This window comes from Bacillus sp. SH7-1 (genome assembly GCF_008042405.1).
In the GTDB taxonomy this organism is placed as follows: Bacteria; Bacillota; Bacilli; order Bacillales; family Bacillaceae_G; genus Bacillus_A; species Bacillus_A thuringiensis_N.
Genome location: NZ_QNUD01000037.1, coordinates 17468 through 42291 on the forward strand (window position 1 = coordinate 17468; position 24824 = coordinate 42291).

Below are 24824 nucleotides of genomic sequence, written 5' to 3' on the forward strand. Positions count from 1 at the left end.
ATGTTAAATCGTAGGAGACTCATTAAATTCATAGACGTCTTTATTCTTTCTGTTCGTACTTAAAACGAATTTGTGCTGCAATAGTTGCAGTTTAAAGAATGCTAACGGATCGTGATAAGTTTCAGGGTTGCTTCTTAACGTTGCTAACGTTTGTTCGTCTTCCTCTATTTCAAGTTGAGCTGCTTCTACATTTTGTTTCAATATGCTAAGTGGATCTTTAAAGAACATCATGATATCTCGTTCTAATGCGCCTTCAAATACTTCAAATTGAAGGAAGAATTGTTTTGAAATCATTTGAGCAATTTCCGTATAATCTTCCGTTTCAATATATTGTTTATATTTGTTTGCGAGCATAGATTGATTTTTTTGCATGTTACCAAATAGTTTTCCCGCACTCTTTAAGAAAAATTGTGTCGGTGTAAAGCGTAATAAAATATTGATGTTTGATACTGTAATTCTATTTGTCATGCGTACAACATCTCGATGCCAATCATCTAATAATTTGAAATCGCAAGGAAGTTTCATGCGTTCTTCTTTATATAATTTATTAAACGTTTCACTCATTTCATCTAAATAAGATTGAGCTTGAATAAATTCATTATGTGCTGTTTCAATCCACTCTTGAATAAACCCAGTAAATTTAGGAAGAAGCACTTGCTGTACATGTTTTTGAATTCGTTCGTTCATTGCAGTATTTAATTCTTCATGAACTAATTTGAAATCACTATCTTCTTGAACAAGGTCAGAACAGCTCTGTAATAATTCGGGAATTTGAGAATGGATATCTCGTGTGATTTCTTCTTTCGTTAAAAGATAAGATTCTGTAATAGAACGAATTTTATCTTTTTCAAGAGCAGTAAGATTGTTAATAAATCCATTTAGTTTCACTGAGATATGTTTATTCCATCGTACTGATTTCACTAATGTATTTTCTAATTCCACACGTTCATTTACAAGGTATGCGATTGTTTTTTGAGTAAACCATATTAGTTTTTCTATACGTTCTTGTTCCATATCGCGTCCAGCTAGATTAGAAAGAATAGACTCTGTCACGTCCCCAAGTTGCTGGCTACTCTCTTGTGAAGGAGAGTATGGGAAGAACTGTGCATTTGGGAAATGGACTTTAATCTTACTTAGTAACTTTTCATTATTGGTCGTATTATTTGTGTGTAATACGAAATGAATTTGTAAATTTGGCACTTGTTCACGTAAATAAAGTAATGTATCAAGCTCTTCCCGATGTAATGGTGAAGCAGAATTTAATACGTAAATAAGGCTATCTGCTGCTTGTAAGTATTCAAAATATGGGCCGTTTTTATCCACTTGCCCTTGAACAGATGGCGTAACAAGAAATGCAAATTTATTTTTTCTTAAAAATCTACTTGGTAACTTAATTTCTATGCATTTTTTCTCAAGTTCTGACTCCGAAGGTGTAGCCATTATCTGATGGAATTTATCAAAGTTCGGTATATTGTGTACATCTAACGCGGTGAATTCTGTTATTTCAGTTTGGCTATCATCTTTAAATAGAATAGGAGTTGTTACAGTCTCAGTTAAGATGTTCTCTCCTAATATTGAATTGATGAATGATGATTTATCATGGTCACTAGTTCCCGCTATTAGTAATTGTGTAACATTTAAATCACATAGTTCATGAACGAGTAACGTAAATTGATGACTTAAATCCACATCGTTTTTTTCAGCCCATACAGCAATTGTTTCGAATAAATGAGAAACGGTTTCCATATTTACATTTGTTTCAGCTGTTGAATTAGAGAGTAGGGCTCCCGCACTTTTTACGAGTAATGACTCTAAAGTTGTAGGTGAAACTTCATTCCACGCTAATACTGCAGCAGATACAAATAGGGCATCTTTTGCTTTCGTTAAACTAAACCAATTTGTTAATAGATCGGGTACAAGTCCCTGCATTTCATGCATGAAATGCTCACCAGTAATTAATTCAAAGTACGTATCTTGATAGCGTTCAACAATTTCATGCCAATCGTCATTGTTGTCTGTCTCAATATGTAAGAATAAATGATTTATTGTTTGAATCCAAGGTAGATGTAATTTTTCATTTTGATAGCTGTTCCAAAGAGCAATAACAAGTTCTTTAAATTGGACTTGATCAATTGCATATAAAGCTTTTAAAGATTCATAGAAATATTCTGGTTTACTTTGTTTCGTAAATCCTTGATTCACATAATGGATTAGAGTATCGAACCAGTGTAATGATTTTGTTCGAATTCCTTCTTGAACGGCAAGTTCAATAGCGTTATTCCAATCTTCTTGTTTTTCATAGAATGAGCGAGCAATTGCAGTAATGTTTGGATAGTCAGGTTGAAATGCAACAGCCTCACTAATTGTCTTAAAGGCGAGACCTAAACGATCTTGTTCGATGTAAAGAGAAAGAAGTTGTAAGGAAACTTCCATTGTAAGAGTTGTATCTTCCGTTTGGATAGATTGATAAATTTCTTCTGCTTTTGGTAAGAAGCCTAGTTCAAAATAAGAATCTGCAATATTTTTGGTTGCCCAAAGTGAAAGTTCGTTATTTACTTTCTCCCATTTAAATATCGCTGCTTCAAAGTCTTTATTTTGGTAATAAAATTCACCTTGAGCAAAGCGGATATTAGAAATATTGGAGAATTCATTTGTAGATTCATTTATATATGCTTCACCGAGTACTTCCGATACTGGAGTAGAAGTTTCTTCTGTTAAAAATGTTTTATAGTAAACCTTTTGGATAAATTGATTTTCAATGGTCATGTTCGTTCCCCCTGTATAATTTAGAAAAATGATGTTGTATGTAAAGGGTGCATGTTCTTTTAATAGGTAGAAGTTGCATTATATCGACCAAACTATGTATTTGCTAGGTATATCATTTTTCCTGAGAGTTAAACCGTTGCGAAAAGTAACTTTCCTTTATTGTAACAAAAAAACAAGCATATGAATTTTTATTTTTTAATCCTGTTATTTGTGGATAGTAAGACTGGCGCTTCGAAAAGCGGTGAATATAAGGGAAGGAGGCGGGAGTTTGGCGCACGATTGATGTGTACTAAGAATGAGCGAGGATGAACAAATCCTCACCGATTAATGGTTCACTTTCTTCCTGTTAAAGGAATGGATAGAAGTAGAGTTCATTATAAAAACAATGTATAGTGAATATGTATACCATGTTTGTCTGAAAGATAGAAAGGGCACAATGTGGAATAACGATTGTGCATAGGATGTGTCTTCCGAATGGAACAACATATTGGCGAGTTAATCGCACATTATGGGTATTTTGGAATTATTATAGCTTTGGCCGGTGGGATTGTTGGATTACCGATACCAGATGAGTTTTTATTGACTTTTGTTGGTTATAACGTTTCAAAAGGAGTTATGTCAGGAACTGCTGCGTTTTTAAGTGGGATGGCTGGTGCAATGTTGGGCATTACATTAAGCTATATATTAGGCTTGAAACTTGGACTCCCTGTCTTAAAAAAATATGGGCCGAAAGTTAGGATTAAAGAACATCACATTGAAAAAACACATATTTTATTTGAAAAATATGGCCCATTTCTTTTAATGATTGGTTACTTTATCCCGGGAGTACGTCATTTAACAGCATATTTTGCTGGGATGTCGAATTTAACACTATGGCGTTTTTGTTTGTACGCTTACGGTGGTGCGCTTATTTGGATCAGTGTTTTTATTGGACTTGGCTGGAAGTTAGGAGAGAAGTGGCGTTTCGTTGAGTATAGTTTACATCATTATGGAATATGGATTTTATCCATTTCAATAGTTGTTACATGTATTGTATGGTTTTACATAAAGAAAAAGAAAAACCGCTAATCGCGGTTTTTTTAGCTGAAAGCAATAAATAGTACACCAGCTGTAATAAAGACAACACCAATACCAGTCATAAAGTTTAACTTTTCGCCGAGTATAATCATAGCGAGAATGATAGAAAATACGACGCTTAGTTTATCGACAGGGGCCACTTGTGAAACTTTCCCTGTTTTGAGGGCAAGAAAATAAAATAGCCATGACGAAGCACCTGCAACTCCGCTTAATGTGATAAAGAGCAGTGCTTTTTTATTTAGCAGTACGTCGCCAATATTTTGAAATTTACCTTGTATAATAATAACGCCTACCATAAATAATGCCATAATAATAGAACGAACTGTCGTAGCAACGTTGGCATCGATTCCATCCAAACCAATCTTTCCGAAAATAGATACAAGGGCAGCAGCAATTGCTGATAATAGTGCGAATAAGAGCCATGAACTCATAGTAAAATTCCTCCAATCTTACATTATTATACATGAAAACGATTCTCATGTATTAATAACGAAATAATCCCCACCTTATATTTTTAATAAGGTGGGGATTATTATACTACTCTGCAATTTCCTCATATAAAAAGTACGTTACATTATAAATATGTTCCACTTCATCGTCTGTCATAAACAATAATTCGTCACGCTCAATCCCTTTTTTCTTTTCAATAAATTCAATCATGTTTTTGCGTTCTTCTCTTTTCATCAATGTTATTTCTCCTCTCAATCTGTTTTAATACAGTTTATTTAAGTTACTGCTATTATATAACAGAATCTTTAGAAAGTTCCACCTATTTTATTGTTTTTTTCAGAAGAACTTTTCGACAAAACAAGCCCACCTAAAGGGGGCTTGTTTTGTTTTATAGTCGTAAAAACTCGGGCTCCGTCGTACCGGCACCATCGATGTAATAAATTGTGTCAGGATTGATTTTTATTAAAACGTAATTAGGGTCTTCAGGACCGAGTAACCAACGCTTTAAGCTATTATTCCAAAACTTGTTTTTTAATGTGGAGTCTTCTTCGATGGAGGCTAAGCCTTCCACTTCAATATAATCTTCATCTAATTTTTTTCCTTCACGACCAAGTAGTACATGTACATTTGGATTGTTTTCGATATCTGTTATCTTTTTTGATTGTCGATCTGTTGCAACATACAGTACAAAATCTTCATGGAAAAACATCATAAAGGCGCTATGAGGTTTCTCATTTCGTACTGTAGATAATACGCCAGTACGTTGACCTTGAATAATAGTTGCGATTTTTTCTTTTAAGTGCATAATTTTAACCCCTTTTCACAATTTATAACTCTGTCTGTTTAAACAAGATAATTTAAATATCTTTCATACTGTTTTCTTCAATCCGATTTTTTAAACGCAATTGTGATGAAATCGGACAAGTTAGGAGAAGAATAATATTAATGATGAGGAGAAATACATACGATGGAAGGATGAAAAAACATGTTTAATAAAATATTTCTTATAGTAGCACTTATAGGTGTGCCACTTTCTGTGCTCGGGAAAACACTTCATTGGCCTCAAACAATTATGTTCGCTGTGTATTGTATTACGATTATCGCGTTAGCGGGTTTTATGGGGAGAGCGACAGAAAGTTTGGCAATTGTTTCTGGTCCTAGAATAGGTGGATTACTAAATGCCACTTTCGGTAATGCAGTTGAATTGATTATTTCAATTTTTGCACTTCAGGCAGGGTTAATTGAAGTGGTATTAGCCTCTTTAACAGGATCTGTACTTGGAAATTTATTATTAGTAGGGGGACTATCTTTCTTTGTAGGAGGTCTTAAATACAAAAGACAAAGTTTTAATGTGTATGATGCACGGCATAATTCAGCTTTATTAATATTTGCTGTTGTTGTAGCCTTCGTTATTCCAGAGATCTTTTCAATGAAGATGGACGCTGGGAAAACGTATCAATTAAGTATAGGTGTTTCTATTATTATGATCATTATGTACCTTGCTGCATTGCTATTTAAGTTAGTTACGCACCGCGGTGTATATCAGCATAAAAGTGATGAAGTCGCTCATGAAGAAGAGCCAGAGTGGTCAAAAGGAAAAGCGTTACTCATTTTAGCGATAGCGACAATTGCGGTAGCTTATGTGTCAGAGGCGCTCGTGCATACATTTGAAACAGTCGCGAAATCATTTGGCTGGTCAGAACTATTTATAGGGGTTATTATCGTTGCGATTGTTGGAAATGCAGCGGAACATGCATCTGCAATTATTATGGCTTATAAAAATAAAGTAAATATTGCAGTCGAAATTGCAGTAGGTTCTACATTACAAATTGCCATGTTTGTTGCTCCTGTATTAGTACTGTTATCCATGTTTTTTGCAAACAGGATGCCTTTAGTATTTACCATACCAGAACTTGTTTCTATGATTACCGCTGTTTTCTTAACGATTGCGATTTCAAATGATGGTGATACAAACTGGTTTGAAGGAGGCACTTTATTAGCGGCGTATGTCATTATGGGAATTGGTTTTTATTTATTATGAAAAATAGGCATAACAATTGTGCTGAGAGAAAACAATAAACAAAGTAGTATATACCTTTACGTAGGAAGGAGCCAGACAGGTGAAACGAGTATACAGCATATGTCTTTCAACTATGGTCTCGTTTATTCTATTATTTCCTAACATGAGTTTTGCAAAGACAACGGTAGAAACAAAAATGCCTTCATCTGTTTTAAATATTTCTAAAGACAATACGTTTCCAAATGATGCGCAAGATTTGCCGCGTTTACAGCCGAGTAAGTTTGCTCAAGAACTATTGAAAACAGCAAATATTAAAATTGAAAATCCGGACTTAATTCGAATGTTTAATGAAACGACCATTTCGAATGCACCGCTTGCGGTAGGGTACCGAGCGAAAATTTATTTAGGTCAATGGGCTTTGAATTATGAATCGGTTGATACATCGATTAATTGGGAATATAAACAAGTAAATCGCAACGTATACGATAATCGCGGAGGAGATCGCCTATATCCGCTACGCTATAAACAAGAAACACAGAAGACAGTTGAAGGCGATTTAACAGCGGATATGAAAGATGCTACAGATGTGAAAAAAATGATGCTTCTCAAAGCACTTGAAAAAGTACAATTACCGCTTTCGTTTAAAACGACCATTGGTTATGGTACTGGACATGAGCGAGTGTATAATATTAGTCCGAGTCAACTCGGATATTTATACGCTTATACACCAGCGGTAAATGAAAAAGGAAAAGTGACATTTGGAGAAGTATACCTTGTATTAAAGGGAAATCAAAAAAGACTTGTTGTGAAAAATATTACCTCTCAAGGAATTGGAGCGGCAATTCCAATCCATGATCATTTATTCTTTAAATTCATTTCTTCTTCTCACTCGCAATAATATAAAAAAACGTCAGCTTATAAGCTGACGTTTTTTTATAATGTAATGTTTGCTGTTTTTGATAAGAAATCTTCTGTCGGATAGTAACTGTTTTTTACAAGAACATTCGGTCCAAGGCATTTTACTGCAGGACAGTGACAGCTTAATGATTTTGCTGTTTTTGAAGCACTCCATTTGTCATAAGCTTCTTGTAATGTGTTTGTTTGTATGTTTCCTAGAAGGGGAACGTCACCAAAATCAGTTACAATAATATTTCCATCGAAAATGTTAACGTTTAAACGAGAACGACCATCAGGATCGTTACGAACAGTGACATTTTTACTTTCTTGTAATTTTTTAAATGTGGCGATGTCTCGCTCGTCATCGCTACAAGCATAGAAAGGTAAAGTTCCAAATAACATCCATACATTTTCATCGCGAATTTCTAGTAAATGCTCAATTGCATCACGAATTTCAGCTTTTGTTAAGATCTCTAGATTACTCGCGAAATCACTTGGATACATTGGATGAACCTCATGACGTTTACAGCCCATTTCGTCAACGATTTGACGATGAATATGTTCAATGTGTGGTAGAGTTCGTTTATTCAGCATCGTTTCGGCTGATACGAGTACACCTGCGTCTGATAGAGCTTTACTATTTGTAATCATTCGTTCAAATAACTTTGCACGTTGTTCATACGTAGGTTTACGCTCCATCATTGCAAATCCACCTTCAACGAAATCATCAATTGTTCCCCAGTTATGAGAGATATGCAATACGTCTAAATAAGGAATAATTTGTTCGTAACGTGCTAAATCTATAGTTAAGTTTGAATTGATTTGAGTGCGAACGCCTCGTTCATGGGCATATTTTAAGAGTGGTGTTACATAGTTGTCGACGGATTTTTTTGAAAGCATAGGTTCCCCGCCAGTAATACTTAAAGAACGTAAATGAGGAATCTCATCTAATCGTTTTAATAAAAGATCCATCGGAAGCGGATTCGGGTCTTTCGGCTGTAACGTGTAACCAACAGCGCAATGCTCACAGCGCATATTGCATAACGTCGTCGTTGTAAACTCAACATTTGTTAATAGTAGTTTGCCGTACTCTTCAAGGTCCATATACGCTTCCCATGGATCGTAAGAAGGAGTAATCGGCTTCATTTTTTGTGATATCGTCATATGAAATACTCCTTTGACTATTGAAATAACAATTTGTCCATTCTCTATAATAGAAGAATATGCGCTTTTTATAAAGTGAAACTTTTTTGTGAAAAAAGAGAGAGGGCTTACATTTGAATGAATGACTGTGACAAAATTGATGAAATTACATACCCATAGCAATCACTTTTGCGGTATAATAAAAGCAACTCGAATTAAAAGGAGAGTGCCTTCATGGGAAAAGCAATTCAAGACAAAGATACACAATTAGTATATTTAAAAGAACGTTTAAATATGTTCATTGAAGTAATTGATACAATTGAACCTGAAGAAGTAGAGTTAGAAGATGTAGATCGTCTTCTTGCAATGCTAGATGAATTAGAATTAAAATGTGAGCAATTTAAAAAAGACGAATAATATATTAAAAAGGCTGCCAATTCCAATTTGGTAGCCTTTTTCTGTGCGGATAATAGAAGGACGATAGAAAAAGAGGTATAATCAAGTTGTGAAAAATTTCATTTATGCTTGAATAGCGTGAAACAAATAAAAAGCTGAAGAGCAAATGGGATTTTCATCTCATAACGTTTTGGTAGCGTTCACAATTGAGGGGGAAGTAACAATGGAAAAGCTTCAAGAAAGCATGTATCAACTAATTGTTGAAACGTCAACGAACTTACCGAAAGATGTTCGTCGTGCGATTCAACAAGCGAAAGAGCGAGAAAATGCAGGGACTCGTTCTGCGATGGCACTTGGCACAATTACAAATAATATTAAAATGGCTGATGATAACATCTCGCCAATTTGCCAAGATACAGGGATGCCAACATTTAAAATTTATACACCAATTGGTGTGAATCAATTAAAGTTGAAGGAAGCTATCTATAACGCGCTTGAGCGGGCGACAAAAGATGGTAAACTTCGTCCCAATTCTGTTGATTCTCTTTTTGGAGACAATAGTGGAAATAATTTAGGACCAGGTACACCGGTTATTAAGTTTGAACAATGGGAAAAAGATTATATTGATGCTCGTTTAATACTAAAGGGTGGTGGCTGTGAGAATAAAAATATTCAGTATAGCTTACCATGTGAATTAGAAGGACTTGGACGAGCTGGCCGTGATTTAGAAGGGATTCGTAAATGCCTTCTTCATGCAGTATATCAAGCACAAGGTCAAGGATGTAGTGCAGGTGTAATTGGTGTTGGTATCGGGGGAGACCGCACATCAGGTTACGAATTAGCAAAAAATCAATTATTCCGTACATTAGATGATGTCAATTCAATTCCAGAGTTACAAAAACTTGAAGAGTACGTATTAGAAAATGCGAATAAGCTTGGTATTGGTACGATGGGATTTGGTGGAGAAACAACTTTACTTGGTTGTAAAATTGGCGTGTATAACCGCCTACCAGCTAGCTTCTATGTATCTGTGGCGTATAATTGCTGGGCATATCGCCGCCTTGGCGTAACGATCCATCCTGAAACAGGTGAAATTATGGATTGGTTATATCAAGAAGGTGAGGATACACTGGAGCAGGAAGCACAAGAAAAAACAGAGCAACGTGAGATTGTATTACAAGCGCCAATTACAGAAGAGCAAATTCGTGAACTTCGCGTTGGTGATGTTGTAACAATTAATGGCATGATGTATACAGGTCGTGACGCAATCCATAAGCATTTAATGGATAACGATTGTCCAGTAGATTTAAATGGACAAATTATTTACCACTGTGGTCCAGTTGTTGTGAAAGATGAAAATGACAATTGGCAAATTAAAGCGGCAGGTCCAACGACAAGTATTCGTGAAGAACCGTACCAAGGCGATATTATGAAGAAATTCGGTATTCGCGCTGTTATTGGAAAAGGCGGTATGGGTGCGAAAACATTAGCGGCTTTAGAAGAACACGGCGGTGTATATTTAAACGCAATCGGTGGTGCAGCGCAATATTATGCCGAATGTATTAAAGAAGTGAAAGATGTTGATTTCTTACAATTTGGTATTCCAGAAGCAATGTGGCATTTACGTATCGATGGGTTTAAAGCAGTTGTAACGATGGACTCTCATGGTAATAGCCTACATGCAGATGTTGATAAGACATCACTTGAAAAATTAGCGAGCTTTAAAGAGCCAGTATTTAAGTAAAAAAAATGCATCTCGAATGATTCGAGATGCATTTTTTTGGTATATATAGAAAAACATGTTCAGCATGAAAGAATGCACAGCAACAGAAACTACAGGTACGATTATATATGGAAAGGAGACTATTTATGAAATATAAATGGTTATATATAGGTCTCATTTTTTCAATTATGATGGCACTTGTTCCAGTTTCGGCATTGGCTTATACAAATACTCCACATAACTGGGGGATCCCACGTCCTAAAAATGAAACAGTACCAGATGCAGGGAAATTATATACAAATTTACTACGAAAAAATGGCGGATTTTATTTAGGGGATACGAAGAAAAAAGATATTTATTTAACATTTGATAATGGATATGAGAATGGATACACAGGCCAGATTTTAGATGTATTAAAAGAGAAAAAAGTACCGGCAACTTTCTTTGTAACAGGACATTATATTAAAACGCAAAAAGATTTGCTATTAAGAATGAAGGATGAAGGACACATTATTGGAAATCATTCGTGGAGTCATCCTGATTTCACAGCGGTAAATGATGAGAAACTTCGTGAAGAATTAACGAGTGTAACGGAAGAAATTAAAAAAGTCACTGGACAAAAAGAAGTGAAATATGTACGCCCTCCGCGAGGTGTGTTTAGTGAAAGAACATTAGCTCTTACGAAAGAAATGGGCTATTATAATGTATTTTGGTCACTCGCATTTCTAGATTGGAAAGTGGATCAGCAAAGAGGATGGCAATATGCGCATAATAATGTAATGACGATGATTCATCCAGGATCTATTTTATTACTTCATGCAATATCAAAAGATAATGCAGAAGCGCTTGCGAAAATCATTGATGATTTGCGCGAGAAAGGGTATCATTTTAAAAGTCTAGATGACTTAGTAAAAAGCAATCAACCGTAAGCATGTATGCTTGCGGTTTTCTCATGCTATAATGATGTGTAAAAAGGATGGGGAAACGTATGTGGAGCGAACATGTTACGTTAGAGTATCCGTACCATTTTGAAGAAGTGTTAAAGCGTTTATCTTTTGATCCACTAAACGTCATTCAATTAGATGAGAAAGTCATGTATGTCCCGCTTTGTATAGACGAGGAACAGATTGTTGTCCGCTTGCAAGGGATTGGTACTGTGCAAAATCCACAATTTTGGATTTCTAGTCAGACAGGAGATCCAGAGAAAGTAATGAAACGAATGAAGGCCATTTTTCATTGGAATGAACCGTTTCAAGATATACAAAATCATTTTTTAAACACATCATTACGTCCACTATTTGAAACATATGCTTATACTCCAATTATTTTAGAATTCGATTATTTTGCATGTTTACTTCGCTGTATTATTCATCAACAAATAAATTTGAAATTTGCTACTGCGCTGACAGAGCAATTTGTAAAACGATATGGAACAGAGAAGAACGGTGTATTCTTTTTCCCTACTCCAGAAATAGTAGCAAATATTTCAATTGAAGAATTGAGAGAGCAGAAATTTAGTCAGCGAAAAGCTGAATATATGGTAGGATTAGCAAAGTATATTATAGGTGGTAAGTTAGATTTAACTAGAATAGAAAACGAAACAGAAGAAGGGGTTGCAGCACAATTGTTACCAATTAGGGGGATTGGTGCATGGACAGTGCAAAACTTTTTAATGTTTGGGCTTGGACGGAAAAATATGTTTCCGAAAGCAGACATTGGGATTCAGCGTGCAGTACAAGGTGTATTTCAATTAGATGATAAACCGGGTGATGCGTTTTTAGAAAACGTGAAACAAGAGTGTGAACCATACTGCAGTTATGCAGCGTTATATTTATGGAAAAGTATAGAGTAGAGGTGTAATAATGATACAAAAACAACATGAGAGTAAGTTGGAAGTTGGTCAAACATTTCCTGTGACAATTAAGCGTCTAGGGATTAACGGAGAAGGCGTTGGTTATTTTAAGAGACAAGTTGTTTTCATTCCAGGAGCATTACCAGGAGAAGAAGTTGTTGCTGAAACAACGAAAATTCAGCGTGGTTTCGCTGAAGCGAAAGTGAAAAAAGTTCGTAAAGCTTCACCACATCGTGTGAAAGCACCATGTCCGGTATATGAAGAGTGTGGCGGTTGTCAGCTGCAACATTTAGATTATAAAGAACAATTAAATCAAAAGCGTGATATTGTTGTACAAGCATTTGAGAAGTATATGAACAACAGTTTGGAAGAGAAAATTCGTCCAACGCTTGGTATGGAAAATCCATGGCATTATCGTAATAAGAGTCAATTACAAGTGGGACGTAAAGACGAAAAGGTTATTACAGGGCTGTATAAACAAAACTCACATCAGTTAATTGATATTGCTCATTGTATGATTCAACATAAAGCAACGAATGAAGCGACAAAAGTTGTAAGACGTATTTTAGAAAAATTAAATGTTTCTATTTACAATGAGAAAAAACAAAAAGGTTTAGTACGCACAATTGTGACACGTACTGCAGTTCAAACAGGGGAAGTACAAGTTACACTTATTACAACAAAAGAAGAATTACCAAATAAAGAGCAGTTTATCGCAGAAGTACAAAAACAGATGCCAGCTGTTAAATCAATTATGCAAAATGTGAATTGGCGTAAAACATCTGTTATTTTCGGTGATAAAACATTTAAATTAGCTGGAAAAGAAGTAATTCAAGAAACACTTGGTGATTTATCATTTGAATTATCAGCACGTGCATTCTTCCAGTTGAATCCAGAACAAACGGTTGTTTTATATAATGAAGCCAAAAAAGCAGCGGCTTTAACAGGCGATGAAAAAATTGTAGATGCGTATTGTGGTGTTGGTACAATCGGTCTTTGGCTTGCAAATGATGCAGCGGAAGTACGTGGTATGGATGTAATTCCAGAAGCAATTGCAGACGCAAGAAAAAATGCGAAGCGTCACGGATTTACAAATACGAAATATGAAGCAGGTAAAGCTGAACAATGGTTACCGAAATGGGTAAAAGAAGGATGGCGTCCAGATGTAATTGTTGTCGATCCACCTCGTACAGGTTGCGACGATAAATTACTGGAAACAATTTTAAAAGTGAAGCCGAAACAAGTTGTTTACGTATCTTGTAATCCATCTTCATTAGCACGTGATGTACAAGCATTAATGAAGAGTTATGAAGTGGAGTATGTGCAACCAGTTGATATGTTCCCGCATACAGCTCATGTAGAAAATGTAGTGAAGCTTGTTAGAAAGTAAAGTTTATTCATATTCCCTCACGTTAAGAGGGAATATTTTCTATGAAGGAGAATAAAATGAACAATTATAAATTAACGATTCAGTACGATGGTGCACGTTTTAAAGGATGGCAGCGTCTCGGTAATAACGATAATACGATTCAAGGAAAAATCGAAAGTGTCATATCTGAAATGGTCGGAAAAGAAATTGAAATTATCGGTTGTAGTAGAACAGACGCTGGTGTACATGCTTTAAATCAAGTTGCTAACTTTCAAAGTGATGAGAAGTTAGTGGAACATAAAGTGAAAAAGTATTTAAATCAATATTTACCCAACGATATTAGTATTACGAGTGTAGAAGAAGTACAAGATCGCTTCCATGCTCGTTACAATTCTAAAGCAAAAACATATCTGTATAAAATTTGGAATGAAGAGCATACGAATCCATTTATGCGTAAATACAGCATGCATGTGAATAAAAAATTAAATGTGAAAAGCATGAGAGAAGCTGCGAAACATTTAGTTGGTTCACATGACTTTACTGCTTTTTCAAATGCGAAATCAAAGAAAAAGTCTATGGTTCGAGAAGTATATACACTTGATGTGATGGAAGAGGCAGGATTTGTACAAATTAGGGTAAGTGGTAATGGATTCCTTCATAACATGGTACGAAAAATTGTTGGAGCATTAATTGAAGTTGGATTAGGACAATTAGATGCAGAAGCAATTCCGCAAATTTTAGAGGCGAAACAACGTAATCAAATTAATTGCCTTGCTGAGGCGAGTGGTTTGTATTTGGAGAATGTTGAGTTTTAACAATCAATAAAAAATCGAGCTGTGTAGGCTCGATTTTTTATGTTTTGGCGTTAAAAAGACTTCTCTCTCTTCATACGTATCTTCAAATTCCAAAAAGCAGCGAGCATAATAGCTGCAAAGGAGCCGCTAATTGCTGCGAATAGCTTTGCATAAGGATAGGCATTCATATCAATGAGTAACATCATACATACAATGGTAGGGAAGAAGGCTAAGTATTGTAATAACTTTAATTTGTTATCATTACTCATATATATCGTTCCTTTCTAGTATGTTATATGTTTATTGTAACATATTTTTCCATTTCTAGCACTTGGAGAAACATTCACTTCATATGTGTAAATGCAGTTTTTTAATTCGATATTGTAAGTTTTGTCTACTTAATCCTAAAAACTTTGCAGCTTGTGAAATATTACCGTGATACTCTTTAAGAATTTGATTGATGTAGTTCTTTTCCATTTCTGCTATTGTGTGCTTTAACGTTTTCGGCGCATCAGTATCGTTATTAGTTGGGAGAGGTTGCATATTGAATTCTTTTTTTATTCGTTCGCGAAAGCGGGTGGGAAGATGAAACGCTGTAATGATATGTTCATCTTCAACTAAATTCATTGAACCTTCAATGATATGTTCCAATTCTCGTACATTTCCAGGCCATTCATATGCATACAAGAATTCTCTTACATGTACATCTACATCCGTTACGGCGAGTCCAAATTGAATGTTGTACTTTTCGATAAAGTGTTGAACAAGAGCGGGAATATCTTCTTTTCGTTTTCGTAAAGGCGGGAGACATAAAGTAACGACGCTTAATCGGTAATATAAGTCTTCCCGTAATCGATTGTGTGTAATAGCTTCAAGAGGGTCTTCATTAATAGTTGCTATAATACGAACATCAATTTCTTTTTCTTGTGTGCCTCCGATTCTTCGTATTGTTTTTTCTTGTATAGCTCGCAGTAACTTCGCTTGAAGTGCTGGACTTAACGAATTGATCTCATCTAATAACAAAGTTCCTCCGTTTGCTTCTTCAAATAAACCAGCTTTATCGATAGCTCCTGTAAATGCACCTCGGTTCGTACCAAATAATAAGCTTTCCATTAGCGTATCAGGGATAGCGGCACAGTTTTGTGAAATGAACGGTTTTGTTGAACGTTGACTTTCATTATGGATACTTTGTGCAAATAGTTCTTTTCCAGTTCCTGTTTCTCCTACGAGAAGTATGGAGGAGGATGTACGAATTACCCTTTTTCCTTCCGCAATGGTTGATTGAATGGCTTCAGAATCACCAATTATGTGATCAAAGGTAAATTTAGTGTTTTGTTTTCGAGAAGAGTCCATTCTTATTGTTTGCTTTAAGTGATTCATCTCTTTTGATATTTCAATAGCACCTTTAATTTTTCCATTTTCTATTATAGGGAAAGTATCATTAATCGTCGTAATTTCTTGCCCTTTATTGTTAAAATACGTTTGTTTTATATTTTTGTTTGTTTTTCCTAATTTTAATGCTTCTATAAGAGTACTACTTTTACTTTCTTCAAATGCGAATACTTCTAAAGGACTTTTATATAGCACATCTGAGCGCTCCATTGATTCAATTTCCATCATTTTACGGTTATAGATAATCGTTTTACTTTCCTCATTAATGATATGAATCCCGATATCGAGTTCATTGAGTAAAGTTTCATATAGCATATTCATTTCAATGATCTGTTTAAAATTAATGTCTTCTGTACGCATAGATTATCTTCTCCTCATTTCACCCTATGAAGACCGACTTTTTATAATTTTATTAAAATTCTTATAAAATCGCAAAATTTTTTTGCTATTTTCTTTTTAAAACTTCTTAAATGATAGAAAAATTTTGCGGTTATGAAGACTTTTTTGTGAGGAATCCTCATTTTAAATAGGAATTGGAGATTGGTACGCTTTTTGCATAAATAATAGTTGAAATCTTTAAAGGAGGGGTATGCAACGTTTCAGTACCAATTAATAAGAAGGAGGAGTTTATAAAGTGAAGACGGTTATAGAAGGCGTGTATAGTCCTTGTTACGGGAAAGTAGAGAAGTTATTTGTTACGGAAAGTTCTTACGTATACGAGTGGGAGAAATTAGCGTTAATTGAAACAATAGATAAGCAGAAAGTAGAAATTAAGGTAGGAATCAGTGGGTATATCGAATCATTAGAAGTAGTAGAAGGACAAGCTATCGCTGATCAAAAGTTATTAATAACAGTGAGGGATGATCTTTTAATAACAGGTAGTGATTAATAGGATGATATTTATTTTGCACTTTTTAATAATTTATTTTACGATGAAGAATTTTTAAAACGCTTACATTTAATGGGTTTACAAAGTGAAAAGGGGGGATTTATATGATGAATCAAAACCAAGGATTAAAAAGAGAATTGAAAAGCAGGCACATATTTATGATTGCACTTGGAGGAGTTATTGGTACCGGTCTTTTTTTAGGATCCGGGTATACAATTCATGAAGCTGGACCTGGAGGGGCGATTGTAGCGTATCTTGTCGGAGGATTTGTTATGTATTTAACGATGCTCTGTCTTGGAGAGTTAGCTGTTGCAATGCCTGACGCAGGATCTTATCAAACGTATGCTACGAAGCACATTTCCCCTGCAGCGGGTTATGTAGTCGGATGGATGTCGTGGTTAAACTGGTCAGCTACGATAGGGATTGAACTAATTGCAGTTAGTATTTTAATGAAACGATGGTTTCCAGATGTACCGTCATGGATTTGGTGCGTAGTGTTTGCGGTACTGCTTTTTGCTATCAACGCGTTATCTTCAAAAAGTTTTGCAGAAGTTGAATTTTGGTTTGCAAGTATTAAAGTAATTACGATCATTGCATTTATTATTTTAGGCGGGGCAGCAATGTTTGGTTTTCTAGATATGAAAGGAAATGAACCAGCGCCAATGTTTTCTAGTTTTACTGATTATGGAGGATTGTTTCCAAATGGATTATCAGCTATTTTAATTACGATGATTGCAGTTAATTTTTCCTTCCAAGGAACGGAACTAGTTGGTATTGCAGCTGGAGAGAGTGAAAATCCAGAAAAAACAATCCCGAAGGCAATTAATAATACTGTTTGGCGCATACTTGTGTTCTTTGTACTCTCTATCTTCATTCTTGCGGGATTATTCCCTTGGCAGCAAGCAGGCGTGATAGAAAGTCCATTCGTAGTTGTATTTGATAAAATTGGTATTCCTTATGCAGCTGATATTATAAATTTCGTTATTATTACAGCGGTACTATCCGTTGCAAATTCAGGATTATATGCAACTTCTCGTATGCTATGGTCTATGTCTAATCAAGGAATGATTAGTCCGATTTTTGGTAAGTTATCTAAAAATGGCGTTCCTATTTATGCATTGATTGTAAGTACAATTGTAGGTTGCCTTTCATTACTATCAGGTATTTATGCGGAAGATACAGTTTATTTATGGCTACTTTCTATTGCCGGGTTCGGAGCGATATTAGTTTGGGCATCTATTGCTCTATCTAACTTATTAGCTAGAAGGTCATATATAAAGCAGGGCGGGGATGTGAAAGACTTGAAATTTAAAACACCACTGTATCCATTCGTACCACTGCTTGCATTAGTATTAAATGTAACAGTAATTGTTGGTATGGCCTTTATTCCAGAACAAAGAATGGCGTTATATTGTGGAATTCCATTTATGATTGTTTGCTTACTGTTTTACCGTGCGACAAAAAATAAGGGAAGCAAAATGGAACATGTTGAAAAAGTAGATACAACAGAAGTAGAAAGTTTATAAATATATTAGAAACTAATGCAAAAAAAGAGACTGCAAAATTGTAAACAGTCTCTTTTTTTGTGAAAATAAAGCTGGAAACATACTACGTATGCAAAGGGGAATTAGCGATGAATCAAGAAGTTTCACAGCTATTAGAACAGATTGATTTACGAAAAGATGAGTTACTAGAGCTTACAAAAACTTTAATTCGTTTTGAAACACCAGCACCGCCGGCGAGAAACACAAATGAGGCGCAAGAATTTGTTGCACATTTTCTAAGAAAACGAAATTTTAGTGTTGATAAATGGGATGTATATCCGAATGATCCGAACGTTGTTGGGGTGAAAAAAGGGATAGAAAGTGACACACATAAAAGTCTTATTATTAATGGACATATGGATGTAGCTGAAGTGACAGCAGATGAGGCGTGGGAAACGAATCCGTTTGAGCCATTTATAAAAGATGGTTGGTTAGTTGGACGTGGTGCGGCAGATATGAAAGGGGGACTGGCTGGGGCACTATTTGCTATTCAGCTTTTACAAGAAGCTGGCATTGAATTACCTGGAGATTTAATCTTTCAATCCGTAATTGGGGAAGAAGTTGGAGAGGCAGGAACACTCCAATGCTGTAAAAGAGGTTATGATGCTGATTTTGCAGTCGTAGTGGATACGAGTGATTTACATATGCAAGGACAGGGCGGCGTAATTACTGGATGGATTACTGTGAAAAGCCCCCAAACGTTTCATGATGCAACACGCAGGCAAATGATCCATGCTGGAGGACGTTTATTCGGGGCTAGTGCGATTGAAAAAATGATGAAAATTGTGCAAAGTTTACAAGAATTAGAGCGTCATTGGGCAGTTATGAAAACATATGAAGGCTATCCATCTGGAACAACAACAATTAATCCAGCTGTTATTGAAGGTGGTCGACATGCAGCGTTTATTGCGGATGAGTGCCGGTTATGGATAACAGTGCACTTTTATCCGAATGAAACACATGAACAAATCGCACAAGAAATTGAAGCGTATATTGGGAAAGTAGCGGCTGCCGATCCATGGTTAAGTGAAAATCCGCCACAATTTAAGTGGGGCGGAGAATCGATGATTGTGGATCGAGGGGAAATTTTCCCTTCTTTAGAAGTAGATAGTGAACATGCAGCTGTAAAAATGCTTAGCTCAGTACACGAATCAATCATATCTAAAAATGCAATTTTAGATATGTCTGCAACAGTAACTGATGGCGGGTGGTTTAGTGAGTTTCACATTCCAGCGATTATATACGGACCAGGTACATTAGAAGAAGCTCATTCTGTAAATGAGAAAGTTGAAATTGAACAGTTAATTGAATTTACAAAAGTGATAACAGCATTTATATATGAATGGTGTCATACGAAAAAATAGATGAGTATGTTGAAATCGTACAGGTATGTATACTTGTACGATTTTTTAGTGAACTATTTCAGAGTTGAATAGGAACAACTGAAATAGTTCGTTATTTTTCTATATCTTTCTTTTTAATTCGATTAATTTCTCTTTTGCTAATTCAACAGCAATTGCATCATCTAAATAGCCAATTGGAAAGAGATAGTCGGGAATAATATCTGTCGATAAAATGAAATACAGTAATGCGCCTCCAAGAACGGCACGCTCCTCTTTCGGAATAGTTGCATTGCAAAATTGTTGATACATATCCGTTAATTGTTCAATGAAAGGACCAGCACTATCAATTTGTTCTAATTTGCTTGCAAAACTTTCATGAATCCGTTTTTCACCCTCTGCTGTTTGAGCATAGCGTTCATAGTTTTCAAGTTCTTGCTTTACGCGAGTTGTTGTGTAGTCGAAATCGAATAAGTTAGAGGATTGCAGAGTTTGCTGGATTGTATCAAGGGATGTATACATATCCGTCTTTTCTTTATTAGTGTGAGGAGAATCAGGATACATTTCATCAAATAATAATTGGGGTGGGACTTGCAGACATTCTGCGAATTTTTGCAGATGCTTTTGCTTTGGCGGTTGTTTACCATTCATAATTCTTGAGATGGTTGCGGGATCAATATTTGTAAGCATTCCTAGTTGACGCATAGATAGGGCACGTTCTTTTAAAAGTTTTTTTATTAATTTACTAAGCCGCTCATTTGGATTTTCTTTAGGCATAGCGAAGGCACTCCTTTTTATTGTTGAAAAAATGTTGAGCATTTATTACATGTATATGAAACAGACAGGCACAGTTGCTCAACATTTTCATAAGATGCATGGAAAAGTGAGAAAAAGGGGTGGCTGTTTATGAGTACGGCAGGTCTATTTTCAATTTTTTTAATCGGGATTGCTTCTAATTTAGATAATGCAGGTGTTGGGATTGCATATGGCATTCGTAAAATCCGGATTTCGTGGTTCAACAATTTTATCATCGCATTTTTTGGTTTTTTATTTACTTTATTAGCTGGCTTTTTTGGGAACTGGATTGCGTTATTTATTTCAGAGTTTACTGCAAACTTGATTGGGGCAATCGTTTTAGGGATAATTGGCGTGTTTATTTTGTGCCAGCCTTTCTTGGGGCAAAGAAATACCGTAGGCTCTAAAGATGGTAATGTATTGATGGGAATTTTACGTGATCCAGAAAAAGCAGATTTTGATGGTTCTAAAACAATTAGTTTTTCGGAAGCAATTGTTTTAGGAATTGCGTTGTCTATTAATAATATTGCAGGTGGGTTTGATGCTGGGGTAACAAACTTGAATCTATGGCTTACAGCAACTATTTCTGGGGTGTTTAGTTTTATTTGTATTAGTGGTTTTGCGTATGTAGGAAAACGATTTTTAGCAGAATACTTAGGGAAATGGGCGACGATAATTGCAGGGGTGTTATTAATTCTTATTGGGATTGATCAGTTGTTGTAAGGAGAGTAGAAAACAAGGTTCGAGTATTTCCTTGGAAATACAGCAAGGGATTGCATATATCGACGTACTTTTCTCCATACTAATACGGATTTCTTTTAAGAAAGGGGGATTTGTATGGGACGCGGGAAAGCATTTGATCATAAGAAAAAAGGGCATGATCATCAACCACCTAAAGGTGCGTTCATTCATAAAGATGTAAATGAACATACTTTGGAAGAGGAAGAGCTACCAGTAAATATTGAGGCGTATAAAAATAGTTTGAAAAAACATTAAAAGCACCTACATAGGTGCTTTTTTACCGTATATCTTCAATTAATTGTTCCGATTCTTCATGCATACTGTATTCACTTAATACTTGGATACAAAGCCACTTTAATTCTTCAATCGTATGTTCAAGTTCTTCAGGAAGCACATGATGAATGTCTTCAAGTCCCATTCCGAAATGAATAAGTTCGAGTACTTGATCATCGATGTTGCGATCCATTAATAGTTCAAGTACTTCTAAATTGAATATGTATCGGTGAGCTTCATCGAGTGAAACAACTTTTAGCTTTAAGCTTTCTACAATACTCAATATAAAAAGAAGAATTGTTTTTTCAAGAACAGGCTGTTTTCCCATTTGAAATATTAGTTTCATCTTTCACACCTCCACATATAGCGCTAGGTTGTACTATAGTATTCAAGGGGGGGGAGCAAATATGCATGATATAGAGAAACTTTCAGTACGTTTTTTGTAAGGAGATTGATAGTTGATAAAGTTGAGGTTTTTATGAAATAAAAAAATCCTGCTAGTATAGCAGGATAACTCTGAATTAAAAAATGCTCCAACCTTCTTGAGCAGAAAGAAGTTCAAGAATTTTAAAACCAGCGATACTATTTCCGTTTGCATCTAAAGCCGGTCCGAAAATGCCGATTCCCATTTCTCCTTTTACGCAGCCGAAAATGCCACCAGCTACACCACTTTTCGCGGGGATACCAACACGAATCGCAAATTCACCAGACTCGTTATACATACCGCATGTAACCATAAATGTTTTACAGATTTTTGTAATATGTTTAGGGATAATTTGCTTTTTCTTATATGGATCATAGCCATCCATCGCAAAAATTAAGCCGATACGTGCCAAATCGATACAGTTTACTTCAACTGCACATTGACGAGTGTATAAATCCATCAGTTCTTCGATGTCACAATCGATAATTCCATTTTGTTTCATATAGTAACAAAGTGAACGGTTCAAGTAAGCTGTCTCTAATTCTGAATTGGCAACTTTAGAAGAATAATTAATAGTAGGATTATCTGTTATTTCACGTACAAAATGAAGAATGCGCTCCATCTTTTCTTCATTATCTTTTCCTGTTAACATGCTTGTAATAGCTAGTGCTCCTGCATTAATCATAGGATTAAGTGGTTTAGAAGGACTTGTCGTTTCTAACTTAATAATAGAATTAAATGGATCACCAGTTGGTTCCATGCCAACTTTAGAAAATACATATTCTTCACCACGATCTAAAAGGGCAAGTGCAAGTGTAATTACTTTTGAAATACTTTGAAGAGTAAATAGTGTTTGTGAGTTGCCAGCATGGATGTATTCTGTTTCTTTATGGAAAATGGCAATCCCTAAATCATCTGGATTTGCATTTCCTAGTTCGGGGATATAAGTAGCAAGCTTTCCTTTTTTCGTATATGGTTTTACTTGTTCTAACAACTGTTGTAAGTTGTTTGTTTCAATGCACTGCATAGTACCAACGCTCCTATTTCGAATTAACTAAGTTTACTTTTCCCGATATGCTCGGAAATAAATAATAACATGAAAAAGTGGAATGATAAAACGAAAGTTACATGTTATATCGTGGGTCTTTCGTTTTGAGTATTCTGTATTAAAAAAGGATAATTTTCCTTTTATATAACAGTTTGGAAATAGGAGATGTATCCATAAAAAATTCAAAAATAAAAACTACACATCTATACAACTATATGTTATTATGGTTATGTAAATAGAAAGCGTTTTCTAAGGCGTACTTATAATGATAACGATTTCATAAATTGAATTAGGGGGAATTAAAATGTTGCAGTTTCTACAACGTATTGGTAAAGCGTTAATGCTTCCAATCGCAGTACTACCAGCAGCAGGATTATTGCTTCGTTTAGGGCAACCAGATGTATTTGATATTCCTGTTATGGCACAGGCTGGCGCAGCAGTTTTTGATAATTTAGCACTTATTTTTGCAATTGGTATTGCAATCGGTCTTTCAGTTGATGGTAGTGGTGCAGCAGGTCTTGCAGGTGCAATTGGTTATCTAGTTATGAAAAACAGTATTGATGCACTGAGCAAAGGGTATTCTACTGCTGAATTACAAGATAAATTAGGCAAAGTTCAAGATTTAATAGGTAATAGCGCTAATGTTGATCCATCTAAGCTTGCAGATACAATGACACAAGTATCTAAGGCGGCCGAATTATCGACTAAAGTGGATATGAAAGTTTTAGGTGGCATTATTGTTGGTGTTATAGCAGGACTTCTTTATAATAAATTCCATAAAATTAAACTTCCAGAATGGTTAGGGTTCTTTGCTGGAAAACGTTTCGTTCCGATTGTTACATCGGTTGTAATGCTAATACTAGGAATTCTATTTGCACAAATTTGGCCAACAATTCAAAATGGCATTGATGCATTAGCTCATGGAATTGTTAATTTAGGTGCAATTGGTTCAGGATTGTTTGGTTTATTAAACCGTCTATTAATCCCAATCGGTTTACACCACGTAATGAACACATATTTCTGGTTCGTATTTGGGGACTTTACAAATGCAGCAGGTAATGTTGTGAATGGTGATATTGCTCGTTTCCTTGCGGGTGATAAAACAGCAGGTATGTTCATGACAGGTTTCTTCCCAGTTATGATGTTCGGTTTACCAGCAGCATGTTTCGCAATGATTGCAGCTGCTAAACCAGAAAAACGTAAAATGGTTACAGGTATGTTAGGTGGTCTAGCATTAACTTCATTCTTAACTGGTATTACAGAACCAATTGAATTCTCATTCATGTTCTTATCACCAGTATTATATGGTATTCATGCTGTATTAACAGGTCTTTCTTTATTCATTACAACATCACTTGGTATTCACGATGGTTTCTCATTTAGTGCCGGTGCAATTGATTATGCTTTAAACTTCGGTATTGCAACAAAACCAGTATTATTAGCAGGAATCGGTTTAATTTACGCAGCAATTTACTTTGTGGTATTCTACTTCTTAATTAAGAAGTTCGACCTAAAAACTCCTGGTCGTGAAGACGAAGAGGAATTAGCTGAAGGCGAAGAAGCACCAGTTGCAGGTTCAATTGGTGAAACTTACGTAGCAGCTTTAGGTGGAAAAGAAAACTTAACAGTTATTGATAACTGTGCAACACGTCTACGCTTACAAGTGAAAGATGCTGGTCAAGTAAACGAAGCAGCATTAAAACGTGCTGGTGCAAAAGGTGTTATGAAATTAAGTAACACGAGTGTCCAAGTTATCGTAGGTACAAATGTTGAATCTGTTGCCGATGATATGAAAAAACACGTATAAATAATTAGATAAGAGGATATCCCAAAAAGATTGATAATATCAGTTTTTTAGAGGGTATCCTCTTTTTTTTTTGTTAAAAATTTA

General features: G+C 35.4%; 25 protein-coding genes. 15 read left to right on the plus strand and 10 right to left on the minus strand.

Annotated elements, in window-relative coordinates; all coding sequences use genetic code 11:
• Positions 1 to 3 precede the first annotated feature (3 nt).
• Positions 4 to 2766, minus strand: coding sequence for a tetratricopeptide repeat protein (locus DN390_RS24585; protein WP_147808735.1), 2763 nt, complete (start codon positions 2764 to 2766; stop codon positions 4 to 6).
• A gap of 474 nt (positions 2767 to 3240) precedes the next feature.
• Between DN390_RS24585 and DN390_RS24590 the strand changes: the two genes are divergently transcribed.
• The gene (locus DN390_RS24590; protein ID WP_097949149.1) at positions 3241 to 3834 is read left to right on the plus strand and encodes a DedA family protein; all 594 of its coding nucleotides are present in this window, start codon (positions 3241 to 3243) and stop codon (positions 3832 to 3834) included.
• An 11-nt stretch (positions 3835 to 3845) separates the two neighbouring features.
• Here the strand turns inward: DN390_RS24590 and DN390_RS24595 are convergent, their stop codons facing one another.
• The 3 genes from DN390_RS24595 to DN390_RS24605 form a co-directional block, all read right to left on the minus strand.
• On the minus strand, positions 3846 to 4274 hold the full coding sequence (locus tag DN390_RS24595) for an EamA family transporter (RefSeq protein WP_000100306.1): 429 nt from the start codon (positions 4272 to 4274) through the stop codon (positions 3846 to 3848).
• A 106-nt stretch (positions 4275 to 4380) separates the two neighbouring features.
• Positions 4381 to 4527, minus strand: coding sequence for a BH0509 family protein (locus tag DN390_RS24600; protein WP_000817786.1), 147 nt, complete (start codon positions 4525 to 4527; stop codon positions 4381 to 4383).
• A 154-nt stretch (positions 4528 to 4681) separates the two neighbouring features.
• Entirely contained in the window at positions 4682 to 5098 is a 417-nt protein-coding gene (locus tag DN390_RS24605; RefSeq protein ID WP_000550219.1) for a pyridoxamine 5'-phosphate oxidase family protein, read from the minus strand.
• A gap of 180 nt (positions 5099 to 5278) precedes the next feature.
• Between DN390_RS24605 and cax the strand changes: the two genes are divergently transcribed.
• Together cax and DN390_RS24615 are read left to right on the plus strand one after the other, a co-directional pair.
• Positions 5279 to 6334, plus strand: a complete 1056-nt coding sequence (gene cax / locus DN390_RS24610; RefSeq protein ID WP_060629412.1) for a calcium/proton exchanger — start codon at positions 5279 to 5281, stop codon at positions 6332 to 6334.
• A 79-nt stretch (positions 6335 to 6413) separates the two neighbouring features.
• Complete coding sequence (locus DN390_RS24615; RefSeq protein ID WP_060629413.1) at positions 6414 to 7211, plus strand: YfkD famly protein; 798 nt, start codon at positions 6414 to 6416, stop codon at positions 7209 to 7211.
• 35 nt (positions 7212 to 7246) lie between these two features.
• On the opposite strand, the gene yfkAB is transcribed toward DN390_RS24615, so the two are convergent.
• Complete coding sequence (gene yfkAB / locus DN390_RS24620) at positions 7247 to 8374, minus strand: radical SAM/CxCxxxxC motif protein YfkAB (RefSeq protein ID WP_000156006.1); 1128 nt, start codon at positions 8372 to 8374, stop codon at positions 7247 to 7249.
• A gap of 213 nt (positions 8375 to 8587) precedes the next feature.
• On the opposite strand from yfkAB, the gene DN390_RS24625 reads away from it, so the two are divergent.
• From DN390_RS24625 to truA, 6 genes are all read left to right on the plus strand, one after another.
• Entirely contained in the window at positions 8588 to 8770 is a 183-nt protein-coding gene (locus DN390_RS24625; RefSeq protein WP_000513558.1) for an SE1561 family protein, read from the plus strand.
• A gap of 202 nt (positions 8771 to 8972) precedes the next feature.
• Positions 8973 to 10493, plus strand: a complete 1521-nt coding sequence (gene fumA, locus DN390_RS24630; protein WP_179955781.1) for a class I fumarate hydratase — start codon at positions 8973 to 8975, stop codon at positions 10491 to 10493.
• A 125-nt stretch (positions 10494 to 10618) separates the two neighbouring features.
• Positions 10619 to 11401, plus strand: a complete 783-nt coding sequence (gene pdaA / locus DN390_RS24635) for a delta-lactam-biosynthetic de-N-acetylase (protein WP_147808737.1) — start codon at positions 10619 to 10621, stop codon at positions 11399 to 11401.
• A gap of 59 nt (positions 11402 to 11460) precedes the next feature.
• Positions 11461 to 12324 carry a DNA-3-methyladenine glycosylase family protein gene (locus DN390_RS24640; RefSeq protein WP_147808738.1) on the plus strand — a complete coding sequence of 288 codons (864 nt, stop codon included), beginning with the start codon at positions 11461 to 11463 and terminating at the stop codon, positions 12322 to 12324.
• Between the two features lie 10 nt (positions 12325 to 12334).
• Positions 12335 to 13714 carry a 23S rRNA (uracil(1939)-C(5))-methyltransferase RlmD gene (gene rlmD, locus DN390_RS24645; protein WP_063221666.1) on the plus strand — a complete coding sequence of 460 codons (1380 nt, stop codon included), beginning with the start codon at positions 12335 to 12337 and terminating at the stop codon, positions 13712 to 13714.
• 56 nt (positions 13715 to 13770) lie between these two features.
• Positions 13771 to 14508 (plus strand): tRNA pseudouridine(38-40) synthase TruA, encoded by a 738-nt coding sequence (truA, locus tag DN390_RS24650; RefSeq protein WP_098264383.1) that lies wholly within the window; start codon positions 13771 to 13773, stop codon positions 14506 to 14508.
• Positions 14509 to 14558: 50 nt separating this feature from the next.
• On the opposite strand, the gene DN390_RS24655 is transcribed toward truA, so the two are convergent.
• Positions 14559 to 14756, minus strand: a complete 198-nt coding sequence (locus tag DN390_RS24655; RefSeq protein WP_097949145.1) for a hypothetical protein — start codon at positions 14754 to 14756, stop codon at positions 14559 to 14561.
• Between the two features lie 79 nt (positions 14757 to 14835).
• Positions 14836 to 16239, minus strand: a complete 1404-nt coding sequence (locus DN390_RS24660) for a sigma-54 interaction domain-containing protein (RefSeq protein WP_147808739.1) — start codon at positions 16237 to 16239, stop codon at positions 14836 to 14838.
• A gap of 274 nt (positions 16240 to 16513) precedes the next feature.
• On the opposite strand from DN390_RS24660, the gene DN390_RS24665 reads away from it, so the two are divergent.
• The 3 genes from DN390_RS24665 to DN390_RS24675 all read left to right on the plus strand — a co-directional run bounded on the left by DN390_RS24665 (position 16514) and on the right by DN390_RS24675 (position 19676).
• Positions 16514 to 16768, plus strand: a complete 255-nt coding sequence (locus tag DN390_RS24665) for a biotin/lipoyl attachment domain-containing protein (RefSeq protein WP_000859494.1) — start codon at positions 16514 to 16516, stop codon at positions 16766 to 16768.
• Between the two features lie 104 nt (positions 16769 to 16872).
• The gene (locus DN390_RS24670) at positions 16873 to 18294 is read left to right on the plus strand and encodes an amino acid permease (RefSeq protein ID WP_097949143.1); all 1422 of its coding nucleotides are present in this window, start codon (positions 16873 to 16875) and stop codon (positions 18292 to 18294) included.
• Positions 18295 to 18401: 107 nt separating this feature from the next.
• On the plus strand, positions 18402 to 19676 hold the full coding sequence (locus DN390_RS24675; protein WP_097949142.1) for an acetylornithine deacetylase: 1275 nt from the start codon (positions 18402 to 18404) through the stop codon (positions 19674 to 19676).
• Positions 19677 to 19775: 99 nt separating this feature from the next.
• Here the strand turns inward: DN390_RS24675 and DN390_RS24680 are convergent, their stop codons facing one another.
• Positions 19776 to 20429, minus strand: coding sequence for a helix-turn-helix domain-containing protein (locus DN390_RS24680; protein WP_097949141.1), 654 nt, complete (start codon positions 20427 to 20429; stop codon positions 19776 to 19778).
• A 129-nt stretch (positions 20430 to 20558) separates the two neighbouring features.
• Here DN390_RS24680 and ytaF point away from each other — a divergent pair, with 129 nt between their 5' ends.
• Positions 20559 to 21170, plus strand: coding sequence for a sporulation membrane protein YtaF (gene ytaF, locus DN390_RS24685; protein ID WP_061685936.1), 612 nt, complete (start codon positions 20559 to 20561; stop codon positions 21168 to 21170).
• Positions 21171 to 21284: 114 nt separating this feature from the next.
• Positions 21285 to 21443, plus strand: a complete 159-nt coding sequence (locus tag DN390_RS30820) for a hypothetical protein (RefSeq protein ID WP_000532409.1) — start codon at positions 21285 to 21287, stop codon at positions 21441 to 21443.
• Between the two features lie 22 nt (positions 21444 to 21465).
• Here the strand turns inward: DN390_RS30820 and DN390_RS24690 are convergent, their stop codons facing one another.
• On the minus strand, positions 21466 to 21807 hold the full coding sequence (locus tag DN390_RS24690) for a DUF3969 family protein (protein WP_000766603.1): 342 nt from the start codon (positions 21805 to 21807) through the stop codon (positions 21466 to 21468).
• 175 nt (positions 21808 to 21982) lie between these two features.
• Complete coding sequence (glsA, locus tag DN390_RS24695; protein ID WP_063221674.1) at positions 21983 to 22912, minus strand: glutaminase A; 930 nt, start codon at positions 22910 to 22912, stop codon at positions 21983 to 21985.
• Between the two features lie 325 nt (positions 22913 to 23237).
• On the opposite strand from glsA, the gene nagE reads away from it, so the two are divergent.
• The gene (gene nagE / locus DN390_RS24700; RefSeq protein ID WP_097949139.1) at positions 23238 to 24740 is read left to right on the plus strand and encodes an N-acetylglucosamine-specific PTS transporter subunit IIBC; all 1503 of its coding nucleotides are present in this window, start codon (positions 23238 to 23240) and stop codon (positions 24738 to 24740) included.
• The last annotated feature ends 84 nt before the right edge of the window (positions 24741 to 24824 follow it).